Here is a 12,566-nt window from a genome sequence, read left to right as displayed (position 1 = left end):
TCCCGAGACACGGTTTCCGAGTCGGAAACCGTGTGGACCCTTTTATAGGCCCGCCGGGAATACCGGCGAGTGATGAGCGCGGGCCAGGATCCCGAGGAGTCGGAGGTGATCTCGTTGCTAGACGACGAGTACGCCCGCGCGATCCTGGTCGAGTCGAGCCGGGAGCCGCTGTCGGCCTCGGCGCTCGCCGAACGGTGCGACGCGTCGCCGCCGACCATCTACCGGCGCATCGAACAGCTTCAGGAACACGACCTCATCGTCGAACAGCAGCAACTGGACCCCGACGGCCACCACTACAAGACCTACCAGACCCGCGTCGAGCGCGTCACCGTCGAGATCGAGGACGGCGAGTACTCGATCGACGTGTCGCGCCGCGAGGTCGACGCCGCCGACCGGTTCACGCGCCTGTTCGAGGGACTGACCGAACCATGACACAGATCGCGACCACCCTCGCCCCGATGCCGGCGCAAGTCACGGCCACCGGCGGGTCCCCCGTCGTCGCCGCCCTGGCCCTCCTGGGTCTCGCGACGGCCGCCGGGCTCTCCGTGCTGATCGCGTACGAGGCGCTGAAGGGGTACCGGGGAACCCGCGACCGCGCGATGCTGTTCCTCGCCGTCGGCATCGTCCTCCTGACCGGCGGCCCCATCGCGCTCCGCATCATGCTCCCGACGTTCACGGAGACGCCCGAGTCCCTCCGCCTCCTCTCGACGACCGTCAGCGAACTGCTCGGCCTCGGCTGCATCCTCTACGCCATCTACGGACAACCATGACCGACCACACGCGAGCCGACGACGCGACCGAGCCGACCGCCGCCCGCCGGGAGGCGATCCGATGAGCGGCGAGTCGCTGACCATCGGTCTCGGACTGGCGCTCGCCCAGACGACGGGGCCGCTCCAGACCGTCGTCGGCGTCACGCCGGCGACACTCGCGGGAGCGCTGACGGCCGTCGTCGGGCTGTTCGTCGCCTACCAGGCGTTCCGCGGCTACCGCCGCAACGACAGCCGCCCGATGCTGTTCCTCGGTCTCGGCATCTTCCTCGTGACCGCGCTCCCGTTCGTCGTCACGACGGCGCTCGCCGGGCCGCTCGGCGCGAGCGACGCCGTGGCCGTCCTCGCCTGGACGGTCCTGGAGATCCTCGGTCTCGGCTCGATCCTCTACGCGCTGACCGGCGCGTGAGGCGGCAGGCACCGACTCCGGGCCGGTCCGCCGAGCCGTCCGACGCCTTGCCTGCACTATCACCCATCGTTTTACTACACCTGCGAGCGAGGAGCCGACAATGAGCCAACGGGTTTCGGTCCCACGGGCCCCCGGCGGCGCGCGCGCCGTCCTCTGGCGGTTCTTCCGCGTCCCGCTCCGCCTCCAGACGTACGCGAACCTGCTGTACCTCTCGGCGCTGTTCCCGCTCGGCCTGATCTACTTCGTCGGCTTCACGGTCGGCTTCGCGCTCGGGTTCGGGCTCTCGGTGATACTCATCGGGCTACCGCTGATCGTCGTGCTGGTGTACCTGACACGCGAGCTGACCGCGCTCGAACGGTTCGTCGCCGACCGCGTCCTCGTCGTCGACGTGCCCGCAGGCGCCCTCGACGCCGACGAACCGCCGCTGTCCGACCCCCTCGCCCACTTCAAGTACGTCTCCACCAGCCTCTCGACCGTGAAGGGACTCGTCTACCTGATGACCAAGCTGGCGCTGGGGGTCGGCGCGTTCACCCTCCTCGTCGCGCTGGGCTCTATCTCACTGTCGCTGGTGTTCGTACCGCTGTACTATCGGGACGTCAACGTCGGCGTCCACCCGGTCTCGGGCGAGATGAGCGTCGAACCCTCGATCGAGTTCGCGCTCCAGACCTGGCAGATCGGCCTGACGATCCCCTTCCGGGTGACGACGTGGTACGTCACGACGCTCCCGGAGGCGCTGGCGGTGTCGGCGGTCGGCGTGCTGGCGGCGATCTGCTCGCTCCACGTCTGTAACCTCGCCGCGCGCGTCGCCGGCTGGTACGCGTCGCTGCTGCTCGGCGGCACCGACAGGTCGACGGTCCGCCGATTGCTCGACGTGTAGCGCGTCGGCCAGCAATCGCGATCCAGCGTTCGCGACTCAGTCCTCGCCGGTGACGAACGCCTGTACGTCCTCGACGCTCAGGACGCCCTCCTCGCGCGTCCCGGCGAGTTCTCCGTCGACGAACAGCAGGAGCTTCGGGACGCTGCGCACGTCGTACTCCTCGACGAGGACGGGGTCGTCGCGGGGGTTCATCGTCCCGACCACCGCGTCCGTGGTCCGGGCGACGCCGCTCAAGACCGGTTCCATCGCCTTGCACTTCCCGCAGCCCTCGGTGTGGAACTCGACGAGGACGCGCTCGTGGCCCGCGACGAGGTCCTCGAGGTCGGCGCGGTCGGACAGCGAGACCGGGCGGTCGTGGGTCGCGGCCATACCGGAGCAACGTTCCCGAGGCTGGTAAGGGGCGCGCTCGCCGGCCGGCTCCCGAAGTCCGGAATCGCGCCGCGGGCAGGAGACGCGGGAGCGGACCCGATGGATATAACCCGGGCGGTCCGCTGTCTCACACCCATGGACGCGGCACTGGGAGCGCCGGCGAAGATGGCCGACCGGGAGGACGACCTGACGCCGATGATGGCCCAGTACTTCGAGCTCTGCCGGGAGTACGACGACTCGCTCGTGCTGTTCCAGGTGGGCGACTTCTACGAGGCCTTCTGCGAAGCGGCCGAGCGGGTCGCCCGGCTCTGCGAGATCACGCTCACCAAGCGCGAGGACTCGACCGGCGAGTACGCGATGGCGGGCATCCCCATCGACAACGCCGAGTCGTACATCGAGCGCCTGCTAGAGGCCGGCTATCGGGTTGCCGTCGCAGACCAGGTGCAGGACCCCGACGAGGTGACCGGCGTCGTCGACCGCGCCGTCACGCGCGTCGTCACGCCCGGAACCCTGACCGAGGACGAACTCCTCCGCAGCGCCGACAACAACTACGTCGCCTGCCTGACGGCGAGCGGGTCCGACGGTGACGCCTCGGCGGACGAAAGCGGCCGAGCCGGCGGGAGCGCCGCCCCGAGAGCGGACGAGAGCGGTCCCTACGGCCTGGCGCTGCTCGACGTGTCGACCGGCGACTGCTACGCCACGAGCGCGGACCGACTCGATTCTGTCGCGGACGAACTCGGCCGGTTCGCCCCCGCGGAGGCCATCGTCGGCCCCGACGCGCCGGTCGACGTCTTCGACGGCGACTGCATGGTCTCGCCGTACGAGCGGACGGCGTTCGAGACGGATCGCGCGCGCGAGCGCGTGGAGGCCTACTTCGGCGACCTCGCCCTCGCCGACGAGGCGGAGGTCCGCGCCTGCGGCGCGCTGCTGGCCTACGCCGAGTATACCCGCGGCGGCAACCCCGACGCGGGCGACATCGGCGACGACTCGACGGCGGCGGTCGCCGACCCGGACGGGACGACCGCCGAGGGCGACGCGACCGCCGCGCTCGACTACATCAACCACCTCACGCGGTACGACCCGCGGGAGTACATGCTGCTGGACCGGGTCGCCCTGGAGAGCCTGGAGCTGTTCGACCGCCGGGCGGTCCACGGTCACCAGGGGCTGACGCTCGTCGACGCGCTCGACGAGACGGCCTGCGCGCTCGGCCGCCGGAAGCTGAACGACTGGCTTCGCCGCCCCCTGCTCGACGAGGACCGCATCGCCGCCCGTCACGACGCCGTCGCCGAACTCACCGGCGACGTGACGCTGCGCGAGCGCCTGCACGAACTGCTCGACGACGTGTACGACATCGAGCGGCTCGTCTCCCGCGTCGCCCGCGGCCGGGCGAACGCCCGCGACCTCCGGTCGCTCCACGACACGCTCGCCGTCGTCCCCGACGTGGAGGCGGCGCTGGCCGATGCGGAATCGAAGACGCTCGTCGAACTGCGCGAGAACCTCGACTCGCTCGCGGACGTGCGCGACCTCATCGACCGCGCCATCCGGGAGGACCCCGCCGCGGAACTCACCGAGGGCGGCGTCGTCAAGCCGGCGTTCGACGACGAACTCGGGGCGCTCCGCGAGACCGAACGCGAGGGGAAGGCGTGGATCGACGACCTCGAAGCCGGCGAGCGCGAGCGCACGGGCATCGACTCGCTGAAGGTCGGTCACAACTCCGTCCACGGCTACTACATCGAGGTGACCGACCCGAACCTCGACAGCGTGCCCGAGGACTACACCCGCCGACAGACCCTGAAGAACGCCGAACGGTTCGTCACGCCCGAACTCAAGGAGCGCGAGGACGAGATCATCCGCGCCGAGGGCCGCGCCGACGACCTCGAGTACGAGCTGTTCTGCGAGGTCCGCCGCGACGTCGCCGAGGAGTCCGAGCGCGTCCAGGCCCTCGCCGAGCGCCTCGCCCGCCTCGACGTGTTCGTCTCGTTCGCGAGCGTCGCGGCGAAGTTCGACTACAGCCGGCCGGAGGTCGGCGCCGACGGCTTCGAGGTCGAGGCCGGGCGTCACCCGGTCGTCGAGCGAACGGAGGAGCGGTTCGTCCCGAACGACGCGCACTTCGACGACCAGGACTTCTTCGCCGTCATCACCGGCCCGAACATGAGCGGGAAGTCGACGTACATGCGCCAGGTGGCGCTCATCGCCGTCCTCGCGCAGGCGGGGAGTTTCGTCCCCGCCGCGTCGGCGCGACTGCCCGTGGTCGACCGGGTGTTCACACGCGTCGGCGCCAGCGACGACATCGCGGGCGGCCGCTCGACGTTCATGGTCGAGATGACCGAACTCGCGGACATCCTGCAGAACGCGACGGAGGACTCGCTCGTCCTCCTCGACGAGGTGGGGCGGGGCACCAGCACCGCCGACGGCCTCGCCATCGCCCGCGCGGTCACCGAACACGTCCACGACGAGGTGGGTGCGACGACGCTGTTCGCCACCCATCACCACGAGTTGACCGCCATCGGCGACGAACTGTCCGGCGTGTTCAACCTCCACTTCGAGACCGAACGGGAGGGCGACGACGTGGCGTTCGAACACGAGGTCGCACCGGGCGCCGCGGTCGCCTCCTACGGCATCGAAGTCGCCAAGATGGCGGGCGTCCCCGCCGACGTCGTCCAGCGCTCCCGGGAGTTACTGGCGGAGAGCGACGCCGACGCCGCCAGCGAACCCGCAGTGGAGACGAACGGCCACGACGCGTCCGAGCGCGTCCGGGTCAGTAACACGGCCGACGACGCCGACGGCGACGACCGGTCCGCCGACTCGGCGGCGGACTCGCGGCTCGCCACGGAACTCGAAGCCCTGGACGTGGCGACGATGACGCCGCTGGAAGCGATGAACGCCCTCGCCGAACTGAAAGAGTCGCTGGACGAGTGAGGGCGGGGGCGCCGACCGCACCTCGGCCGGTCGCGAGTCCGTCGCCGGCCTCCACATTCTGCCGATCAGTCCGCGGACTCCGGGGTCCCGGTCGGCGTCAGCGGCACGAACTCCAGGCCGCGCTCGGCGAGCAGCCGGCTCGCCCGGTCGGTCACCGACGGCGCGACGAGGATCCCGCGCATCTCCGTCTCCGCGTGCAGGTCCCGCTCCATCGCGTCGACGTAGCGACCCAATTGGCCGACGGCGTCCGGTCCGACGCGCCGGCGTTTGAGTTCGACCGCCACCGCCCGACCCTCGCTGTCTTCCCCGTAGATGTCGACCGCGCCGGCGGGCGTCTCGCGCTCGGTCGCGAGCGGGATGAACCCCTCTTCGATCAGGTACGGCTCGTCGAGGATGCGCTGGCGCAGGTCCTCCTCGGTCCCCTCCAGCGAGAGGTCGCGCTCGTCGGTCAGGCCGTAGGCCGACACTTCGAGCACGGACTCGAAGCTGACCGCGAGGTGCTCCTCGGGCGTCTCGCGGTGGCTCTCGATCAGTAGGAGGCCGTCGCCGTCGAGCGTCGCCTCGTGCTCGCAGTCCGGCGGTTGCCAGTTGACCGGCTGCTGGCCCTCGTCGGTGTGGACCAGGGCGGCGCCGTCGGGCTTGAGCATCACCAGCCGCTCGCCGGGGCCGAGCGTGCTCGACGCGCGGCCCTCGTAGTCGACGGTGCAGCGACCGACGGCGGTCACCAGCGCGCCCGCGTCGATGGCCGCGGCCACGAGGTCACGGGCGGTCTCGTGATCGGGGCGCTCGCGCGTCTCCAGCCGGAGTCCGTCTTCGACGGCAGTCACGCCTCTCCCTTGGCCGTCCGCGGGTAAAAACCGCGCGACACGGGGCGGACACCGAGGGCGGACAGCGGGGGTTACCCCACGGTCGCACCCCCCAGCGGAAGCCAGATGATCTCGCTGCGAACGTCGGGATGGCGGGTCAGTCGAACGGCGAGGTAAGCAGTCGCCAGCCAGGCGGACAGGAGGCCGGCGTCGACCGCGTCGCCGAGTATCTCCTTCGCGGTACGCGAAAACCGTCGGATGCGCGCGGCGGCCGCCGCGTCGGTCCACGGCACGAGCACGGCGGCGTCACGGACAAACGACGCCGCCGCGTCGTCTCGGGTCCCTGCCGTCGCGGCGCCAGTCCCGGTCGGTCGGCCGGTCTCGATGCCCGGCCGACAGACCAGGTACGCCTCGACCGCTCCGTCGACCGCGACCGCGACCAGCGCCTCGTAGCCTCGCGAGTCGATCCGGGCGAGGACGCGGTCGGCGGGAACGGCCGTGTGAACGGGCTCGGGGTCGACGAGGTCGGGGGGCACCCCGTCGTCCCACGCCCACGCGACCAGCCGGTCGAGGTGCTCGCCACCCCACTGGGAGTGGTAGCAGTCGTACCGGCCGTCCGGCCGCGCCACGGCGACCATCGCGCGCGCTCCCACGGCGAGTCGGGTTGGTCCCGGTCTGGTTGATAAAGGCTCGGACGGGCGGGGCGTCGACCGGCGCTACCCGCTGTCGAGTTCGACGAGGCTCTTGAGCGGGACGAGCCGGTGCTGGACCTCGGGCTTCGTGTAGCCCGACGACTCCTCGGTGACCCCCGCGGTGTAGACGGTCACTCGCTGCTGGAGCACGTGCGGCTCGCCCTGCGTGTTCTTGATGACGTCGACCGACCGCCAGGCCTGGTCTTCCATACCACGCCCCATGGTCGTCCGACGATATATCGCTTTGGCGGCCGAGACGGGCCGACGGCCGCTCGGTTCCCGCCACCGACCGCGGCGGGTTCGACGGTCTACTGGTCGCCGGCCGTGAGCGTGATCGACCGCGTCTCGCGGCCGGCCTCGTAGTAGGCGCGAACGAGCGAGTCCTCGTCGGAGAAGGCGTCCCCGTCGACGCGGCGCAGTGGCACGGAGACGTCGAGCGGCGACTCGTCGAACGGATACGGGTCGACGCGGTACTCGTCGGTGCCGACGGGAGTTATCGAGAGCGCAGCGCCGTCACGCGCACCGGTCGTCGGGACCCCCTCGATCTCGTCGTAGCCGGGCGGGTCGGCGGTGACGCAGAACGCCAGTGAGAGCTCGTCCCACGCCTGGAGGCGCCGGTAGTCCGCCCAGAGGCGCCCGTCGTAGCCGTCGGGGACCCCCTCCGACCCGTGGAGCGAGTCGAGCAGGTCGCGGTCGGCGTCAGTCAGGAGCGGACGGGCGTCGTCCGCGCGGAGGCGCTCGGCGAGTCGGTCCTGGCGGCGCTCCTCTCGGGCGACGAACTCCCGGAACTCGTCGGGTGTCTCCGGCCAGCCCGGAGAGAGCCCGTAGCGTCGCTTTCGCAGCCCGGCGCCGTGCATCGAGACGAGCAGGCCCGCGTAGTCGTCCGCCTCGACGACCGCGTCGATACCGTCGTCGTAGAGGTCGATCCACGGGCCGGCCGGCATCTCCCGGAAGTCGATGGGGTCGCCGTCGTCGCCGAGTCGGGGGTGCCGGTCGAAGTCTCGCCAGCCGGTGTCGTGGGCGTAGGCGGCCAGCGCGAGCGGTGCGAACGGCTCCGGCCGGTCGAATCGGGTCGCGCCCGGGCCGGCATCGCCGGTCCCCCAGTGGTCAGCGAACTGGCCGGCCAGGGCCGCGTGGTCGGGCTGGGTGACGAACTGGTAGCCCCCCTCCGTCTCGGCGACGATCATGGCCGACGCTTCGGGCGTGAACGGGAAAGAATCGTCGGCGCGACGAAAAATGCGGCGTGAGAGCGGCCGTTACAGCAGGTCTTCGACGTTGTCGACGACTTCCTCGGGGGTGTCGCCGACGGGGACGCCCGCGGATTCGAGGGCGTCGATCTTCGACTGGGCGGTGCCGGTACCGGAACCGGAGACGATGGCGCCGGCGTGGCCCATCCGCTTGCCCGGCGGTGCGCTGCGACCGGCGATGAAGCCGGCCACCGGCGTGGTCATGTACTCGTCGATGTACTCGGCGGCCTCCTCCTCGTCCTCGCCGCCGATCTCGCCGCACATGACGACCGCGTCGGTCTTGTCGTCCTGCTCGAACAGCGCGAGCGCCTCGACGAACGAGGTGCCGATGATCGGGTCGCCGCCGATACCGATGGCGGTCGACTGGCCGATACCGCGCTGGGTGAGGCTGTCGACGACCTGGTAGGTCAGGGTGCCCGAGCGGGAGACGAGGCCGACGCGACCGGCCTCGAAGATGTTGCCCGGGAGGATGCCGAGTTTGGCCTCGCCCGGCGTGATGACGCCGGGGCAATTCGGGCCGATCAGGTAGGCGTCGGTCTCCTGCAGGCGGCGGTAGACGCGGGAGACGTCCTGGGTCGGGATGCCCTCGGTGATGGTGACGACGAGGTCGAGGGCGTCGAGGGCGTCGACGCCTAGCGCCTCGAAGCACGCGTCGCCGGCGAACGCCGGCGGGACGAAGACGACAGACGTGTCGGCGTCCTCTTCCTCGGCGGCTTCCTCGACGGTATCGTAGACGGGGACGCCAGCGACTTCCTGGCCTCCCTTGCCGGGGACGGCGCCGGCGACGACGTTCGTCCCGTACTCGATCATCTGTTCGGTGTGGAACTTGCCCTCACCGCCGGTGATACCCTGCACGATGACGCGGCTGTCTTCGTCGACTAGAACACTCATGCTTCCACCTCCTCGGCGTACTCGACCGCACGCTGGACGGCGTCCTCCAGCGTCTTCTCGACCGTGACGAGGTCCTCGTTGAGGATCTCCATGCCTTCCTCCCAGTTCGTCCCGGCCAGGCGGACGACGACGGGCTTGGGGATCTCGTCGAACTGTTCGAGCGCCTGGTTGATCCCCTTGGCGACCTCGTCGCCGCGGGTGATCCCGCCGAAGATGTTGAACACGACCGAGTCGACGTTGTCGTCGGAGAACACCATGTCGAGCGCGTTGGCGATGCGGTCGGCCTTCGCGCCGCCGCCCACGTCGAGGAAGTTGGCGGGCGAACCGCCGTAGTGGTCGACGAGGTCGAGCGTCGTCATGACCAGCCCGGCGCCGTTGCCGATGATGCCGACGTTGCCCGACAGGCGGACGTAGTCGAAGCCGTACTCGTCGGCCTTCCGCTCGAGTTCGCTCTCGGCGAACTCGCCTTCCTCCTCCATCTCGGCGAGTTCGGGCTGGCGGAAGAGGGCGTCCTCGTCGACGTTGAAGACGGCGTCGGCGGCGATGACCTCGTCGTCGCCGGTGACCATCAGCGGGTTGATCTCCGCGTCGGAGCCGTCGCGGTCGTCCCAGAGCTGGTAGAGCGTGCGCAGGATCGAGGCGACATCGTTCGCGATGGCACGGTCGACGCCGGCGTCGTAGACGACCTTCCGGGCCTGGTAGGGGTGCATGCCGAACGCGGGGTCGATGTGCTCGCGCGCGATGGCGTCGGGGTCCTCCTCGGCGACCTCCTCGATGTTGACGCCGCCGCGGGTCGAGACCATGGCGACGGGCTCGCCCTCGCCGCGGTCCATCGTGACGCCCACGTAGAGTTCGTTGACGAAGTCGACCGCCTCCTCGACGAGGACGCGCTCGACGGTGTAGCCCTTGAGGTCCATCCCGAGGATGTCCTCGGCGGCCTCGCGGGCCTCTTCCTTGTCTTCGACGAGCTTGATCCCGCCGGCTTTCCCGCGCCCGCCGACGTGTACCTGTGCCTTCACGGCGACCGGATAGCCGATCTCCTCGGCCGCGGCGACCGTCTCGTCGACGGTCCCGGCCAACTCCGAGGCCGGCGTCGGGATACCGGCGTCGGAGAAGACCTGCTTGGCCTGATATTCGTGCAATCGCATGTCACTCGAAAGGCGGTCCGGCGACCGCTTAAATCCCGTTCATCCGGTCCGAAACCGGTGAGTGCCGGTGACGATTATCAGTAGAGATAATATGGGCGCAACGTTTTTAATCACCCATCGGCTTTACGCGAGTGTAGGCACCGTTTGGTGCCGATATCTCCATCTCACCCACCCACCACCCACCCACCACCCACCCCCTTTCACCTACCACCCATCACCCCCTCTCTTTCCGTACTTCTCGCAGTCACGGGCGACGTGTGAGATGGATATTCGGCTGTCAGTGGACCGAACCGCCGGATATCAGCGGGCTGTACGACCGATAGCGAAGCGACGGGATCGGCTGTGACGCGTCGCGTGAATCGACGGTGTCCGATATCAGTCACGAAAACGGAGCGCTACGACGCCGAAACGACGATGGTCGCTCACGCTCGTTCGTTCGGGGTCCTTTTCCGGACTTCGCCCGTGTAGCCGCTCATGGAGTCGAATGGATCGACGGTGGCCGCGCTCGCGAGCGAGATAGCGGCGGCCGAGCGTGTGGTAGCGTTCACGGGAGCCGGCGTGAGCGTCCCCTCCGGGATCCCGCCGTTCCGGGGGGAGTCGACGGACGACGACGCGCCGGATCCGGTCTGGGAGACCTACGACCCGGCCGACTTCCACCGGCGTCGGTTCGACGCTGACCCCGCCGGGTTCTGGAGCGACCGCCTCGCACTCCGGGAGACGATGTACGGCGACGGCGTCGAACCGAACGTCGCCCACGAGGCGCTCGCGACGCTGGAATCGAGGGGCCACCTCGACACGCTCGTCACGCAGAACGTCGACGGTCTGCACGCGGCCGCGGGATCGGAATCGGTGATCGAACTCCACGGGACGAGTGCGCGGGTCGCCTGCGATCGCTGCGGTGCGACGCAGTCGGCCGATCCGGTCTGGGAGCGGGTCCGCGAGGGGGAACGGCCGCCGACCTGTGACTGCGGGGGCGTCCTCAAGCCCGACGTGGTCCTGTTCGGGGAGGGACTCCCGGACGACGCGTTCGACCGGGCACAAGTCGCGGCGCGTCGCTGTGACGTGTTCCTGGCGATCGGGTCGTCGCTGACCGTCCGACCGGCCTCGATCCTCCCGGAGATCGCGGCGGACGCCGGCGCGACGCTGGCGGTGATCAACCTCGGATCGACGGCCCGGTCAGGCGAGGCCGACTACGACCTGCGCGCGGACGTGACGGAGGCGCTCCCGGCGCTCGTCGAGGCGGTCGAAACGGCCGGTGACGCGTAAACGGGGCGGCCCGCCGCACCCGAACCCGGCGGGAGAACGTGGGAGTCTGAGAACTTACAGTTCGACGCCGCTCGGGATCAGGCTGTGCTGGCGGAGGAGGCTGCCTTCGCCGTCGTAGACCAGCAGGGTCCGCTTCTCGTAGGACGCGACCTCCTCGCCCTCGCGGCGGATAACGACCCGGTAGCAACCGTCGGCGTCGTCGGGGTCGTCGTCGCGGCGGGCGGCGTCGACGAGCGTCCGGACCGACGCGGCGTCCGCGTTGACTTCGACGATGAACTCCCCCGTCATCCGGTTGGCGAGGCTGAAGACGCCGCTCGCGTCGTCGCCCCCGGACTGACGGCGGAACGCGACGTCGATCCGCTCTCGGTCGAGCGGGTCGCCCGAGGGGTCTGTGAGGCGCTCCTCGAGGAGGTCGGTCGGCCCGTCGTACGACAGCACGGCCGTCGGCAGGTGGTCGCCGTCCTGGTCGGCCTGGCGGATGTCCAGCGTGACGTAATCGCGCCTCATTCGACACCTCACCCTAAGACGCGGGGAGCCATGAACGTAACGCCGCAAGGGATTTCCGTCGCCGGACGCGCCGTCCCGGACGTTCGAGGCGTCGCGGCCGACCGGAGCCGGTAGCTTTTACCACCCCCGGTCCGCGCTCATCAGGTAATGGCCTGGGTCGACTCCGAGTACGCGGGTGAACTGGCGGTCGTCTCTGCGTGGCTCTCGGCGCTGCTGCCGTGGTCGCTGACCGTCCTCAGTCCCTCCCAGAGCAGCGAGTCGTTCACCTTCGTCATCATCCGATACACCTACTTCCAGTTCCAGTTCCTGCTCGGTTCGAATCTCGCCGTCGAGTCGTTCCTCTGGATCGCCGACCTGCCGGGATTCGTCACTCCGCAGGTCCGTTCGGCCGCCTGGGCCGCCGTCGCGGCCGCCGCCCTGTTCGCCCTGCCGCTCGGGTTCAGCATCGCGTACTACCTCGCCGAGGAACGCGTGGAGGGGCTCCCGGTCGACCCAGTCAGGGTCATGGGCGGACTCCTCGCCGCGACCGCGGTGGTCTACGGGGTCGCCACCGCGCTCCTCTGGCAGCACAAGGCCGGCCTGACCCTCCCCGTGAGCCCGCTCTTTCTCGCTGTGTTCGGCGTCACCCTCCTCCGAATCGAACGGACCTGACCCCCTCTTATATCTAC

At 69.9% G+C, this 12,566-nt stretch carries 15 protein-coding genes; 7 read left to right on the top strand and 8 right to left on the bottom strand.

Annotation, left to right across the window (positions count from 1 at the left end; translation table 11 throughout):
* Positions 1–72 precede the first annotated feature (72 nt).
* The 4 genes from PSC72_RS03245 to PSC72_RS03230 all read left to right on the top strand — a co-directional run bounded on the left by PSC72_RS03245 (position 73) and on the right by PSC72_RS03230 (position 2,053).
* Positions 73–432: a winged helix-turn-helix domain-containing protein gene (locus tag PSC72_RS03245; protein WP_274324455.1), complete on the top strand. Its 360-nt coding sequence runs from the start codon at positions 73–75 to the stop codon at positions 430–432.
* The gene (locus PSC72_RS03240) at positions 429–770 is read left to right on the top strand and encodes a DUF7521 family protein (RefSeq protein ID WP_274324454.1); all 342 of its coding nucleotides are present in this window, start codon (positions 429–431) and stop codon (positions 768–770) included. Before PSC72_RS03245 ends, PSC72_RS03240 begins: the two co-directional genes overlap by 4 nt.
* A 61-nt stretch (positions 771–831) precedes the next feature.
* A complete protein-coding gene (locus PSC72_RS03235; protein ID WP_274324453.1) occupies positions 832–1,176 on the top strand; it encodes a DUF7521 family protein in 345 nt (114 codons plus the stop codon).
* A gap of 100 nt (positions 1,177–1,276) precedes the next feature.
* A complete protein-coding gene (locus tag PSC72_RS03230; RefSeq protein ID WP_274324452.1) occupies positions 1,277–2,053 on the top strand; it encodes a sensor domain-containing protein in 777 nt (258 codons plus the stop codon).
* A 36-nt stretch (positions 2,054–2,089) separates the two neighbouring features.
* On the opposite strand, the gene PSC72_RS03225 is transcribed toward PSC72_RS03230, so the two are convergent.
* Positions 2,090–2,422 carry a thioredoxin family protein gene (locus tag PSC72_RS03225; RefSeq protein ID WP_274324451.1) on the bottom strand — a complete coding sequence of 111 codons (333 nt, stop codon included), beginning with the start codon at positions 2,420–2,422 and terminating at the stop codon, positions 2,090–2,092.
* A gap of 135 nt (positions 2,423–2,557) precedes the next feature.
* On the opposite strand from PSC72_RS03225, the gene mutS reads away from it, so the two are divergent.
* A complete protein-coding gene (mutS, locus tag PSC72_RS03220; RefSeq protein ID WP_274324450.1) occupies positions 2,558–5,341 on the top strand; it encodes a DNA mismatch repair protein MutS in 2,784 nt (927 codons plus the stop codon).
* Positions 5,342–5,406: 65 nt separating this feature from the next.
* Here the strand turns inward: mutS and nucS are convergent, their stop codons facing one another.
* From nucS to sucC, 6 genes are all read right to left on the bottom strand, one after another.
* Positions 5,407–6,168: an endonuclease NucS gene (gene nucS, locus PSC72_RS03215; RefSeq protein WP_382261137.1), complete on the bottom strand. Its 762-nt coding sequence runs from the start codon at positions 6,166–6,168 to the stop codon at positions 5,407–5,409.
* 71 nt (positions 6,169–6,239) lie between these two features.
* The gene (locus PSC72_RS03210; RefSeq protein ID WP_274324449.1) at positions 6,240–6,800 is read right to left on the bottom strand and encodes a DUF6735 family protein; all 561 of its coding nucleotides are present in this window, start codon (positions 6,798–6,800) and stop codon (positions 6,240–6,242) included.
* 63 nt (positions 6,801–6,863) lie between these two features.
* Positions 6,864–7,049, bottom strand: a complete 186-nt coding sequence (locus PSC72_RS03205; protein ID WP_274324448.1) for a hypothetical protein — start codon at positions 7,047–7,049, stop codon at positions 6,864–6,866.
* Positions 7,050–7,147: 98 nt separating this feature from the next.
* The gene (locus tag PSC72_RS03200; protein WP_274324447.1) at positions 7,148–8,026 is read right to left on the bottom strand and encodes a DUF3891 family protein; all 879 of its coding nucleotides are present in this window, start codon (positions 8,024–8,026) and stop codon (positions 7,148–7,150) included.
* 69 nt (positions 8,027–8,095) lie between these two features.
* The gene (gene sucD, locus PSC72_RS03195; RefSeq protein ID WP_274324446.1) at positions 8,096–8,977 is read right to left on the bottom strand and encodes a succinate--CoA ligase subunit alpha; all 882 of its coding nucleotides are present in this window, start codon (positions 8,975–8,977) and stop codon (positions 8,096–8,098) included.
* Positions 8,974–10,125 carry an ADP-forming succinate--CoA ligase subunit beta gene (gene sucC, locus PSC72_RS03190; protein WP_274324445.1) on the bottom strand — a complete coding sequence of 384 codons (1,152 nt, stop codon included), beginning with the start codon at positions 10,123–10,125 and terminating at the stop codon, positions 8,974–8,976. Before sucC ends, sucD begins: the two co-directional genes overlap by 4 nt.
* A 474-nt stretch (positions 10,126–10,599) precedes the next feature.
* Between sucC and PSC72_RS03185 the strand changes: the two genes are divergently transcribed.
* Positions 10,600–11,391 (top strand): Sir2 family NAD-dependent protein deacetylase, encoded by a 792-nt coding sequence (locus PSC72_RS03185; protein WP_274324444.1) that lies wholly within the window; start codon positions 10,600–10,602, stop codon positions 11,389–11,391.
* Between the two features lie 54 nt (positions 11,392–11,445).
* Here the strand turns inward: PSC72_RS03185 and PSC72_RS03180 are convergent, their stop codons facing one another.
* The gene (locus PSC72_RS03180; RefSeq protein ID WP_274324443.1) at positions 11,446–11,898 is read right to left on the bottom strand and encodes a DUF5793 family protein; all 453 of its coding nucleotides are present in this window, start codon (positions 11,896–11,898) and stop codon (positions 11,446–11,448) included.
* A 147-nt stretch (positions 11,899–12,045) separates the two neighbouring features.
* On the opposite strand from PSC72_RS03180, the gene PSC72_RS03175 reads away from it, so the two are divergent.
* Positions 12,046–12,549, top strand: a complete 504-nt coding sequence (locus PSC72_RS03175) for a DUF7549 family protein (protein WP_274324442.1) — start codon at positions 12,046–12,048, stop codon at positions 12,547–12,549.
* Positions 12,550–12,566 lie beyond the last annotated feature (17 nt).

Source organism: Halosimplex aquaticum (genome assembly GCF_028747785.1).
Lineage (GTDB): Archaea > Halobacteriota > Halobacteria > Halobacteriales > Haloarculaceae > Halosimplex > Halosimplex aquaticum.
The sequence above is the reverse complement of the archived record's forward strand: the minus strand, read 5'-3'. Positions and strand labels throughout refer to the sequence as shown.

What these genes read in the sequence shown, in the direction of transcription:
- PSC72_RS03245 (WP_274324455.1), top strand. Translation starts at nt 73, where the DNA reads ATGAGCGCGGGCCAGGATCCCGAGGAGTCGGAGGTGATCTCGTTGCTA.
- PSC72_RS03240 (WP_274324454.1), top strand. Translation starts at nt 429, where the DNA reads ATGACACAGATCGCGACCACCCTCGCCCCGATGCCGGCGCAAGTCACG.
- PSC72_RS03235 (WP_274324453.1), top strand. Translation starts at nt 832, where the DNA reads ATGAGCGGCGAGTCGCTGACCATCGGTCTCGGACTGGCGCTCGCCCAG.
- PSC72_RS03230 (WP_274324452.1), top strand. Translation starts at nt 1,277, where the DNA reads ATGAGCCAACGGGTTTCGGTCCCACGGGCCCCCGGCGGCGCGCGCGCC.
- PSC72_RS03225 (WP_274324451.1), bottom strand. Translation starts at nt 2,422, where the DNA reads ATGGCCGCGACCCACGACCGCCCGGTCTCGCTGTCCGACCGCGCCGAC.
- mutS (WP_274324450.1), top strand. Translation starts at nt 2,558, where the DNA reads ATGGACGCGGCACTGGGAGCGCCGGCGAAGATGGCCGACCGGGAGGAC.
- PSC72_RS03205 (WP_274324448.1), bottom strand. Translation starts at nt 7,049, where the DNA reads ATGGAAGACCAGGCCTGGCGGTCGGTCGACGTCATCAAGAACACGCAG.
- PSC72_RS03200 (WP_274324447.1), bottom strand. Translation starts at nt 8,026, where the DNA reads ATGATCGTCGCCGAGACGGAGGGGGGCTACCAGTTCGTCACCCAGCCC.
- sucD (WP_274324446.1), bottom strand. Translation starts at nt 8,977, where the DNA reads ATGAGTGTTCTAGTCGACGAAGACAGCCGCGTCATCGTGCAGGGTATC.
- sucC (WP_274324445.1), bottom strand. Translation starts at nt 10,125, where the DNA reads ATGCGATTGCACGAATATCAGGCCAAGCAGGTCTTCTCCGACGCCGGT.
- PSC72_RS03185 (WP_274324444.1), top strand. Translation starts at nt 10,600, where the DNA reads ATGGAGTCGAATGGATCGACGGTGGCCGCGCTCGCGAGCGAGATAGCG.
- PSC72_RS03180 (WP_274324443.1), bottom strand. Translation starts at nt 11,898, where the DNA reads ATGAGGCGCGATTACGTCACGCTGGACATCCGCCAGGCCGACCAGGAC.
- PSC72_RS03175 (WP_274324442.1), top strand. Translation starts at nt 12,046, where the DNA reads ATGGCCTGGGTCGACTCCGAGTACGCGGGTGAACTGGCGGTCGTCTCT.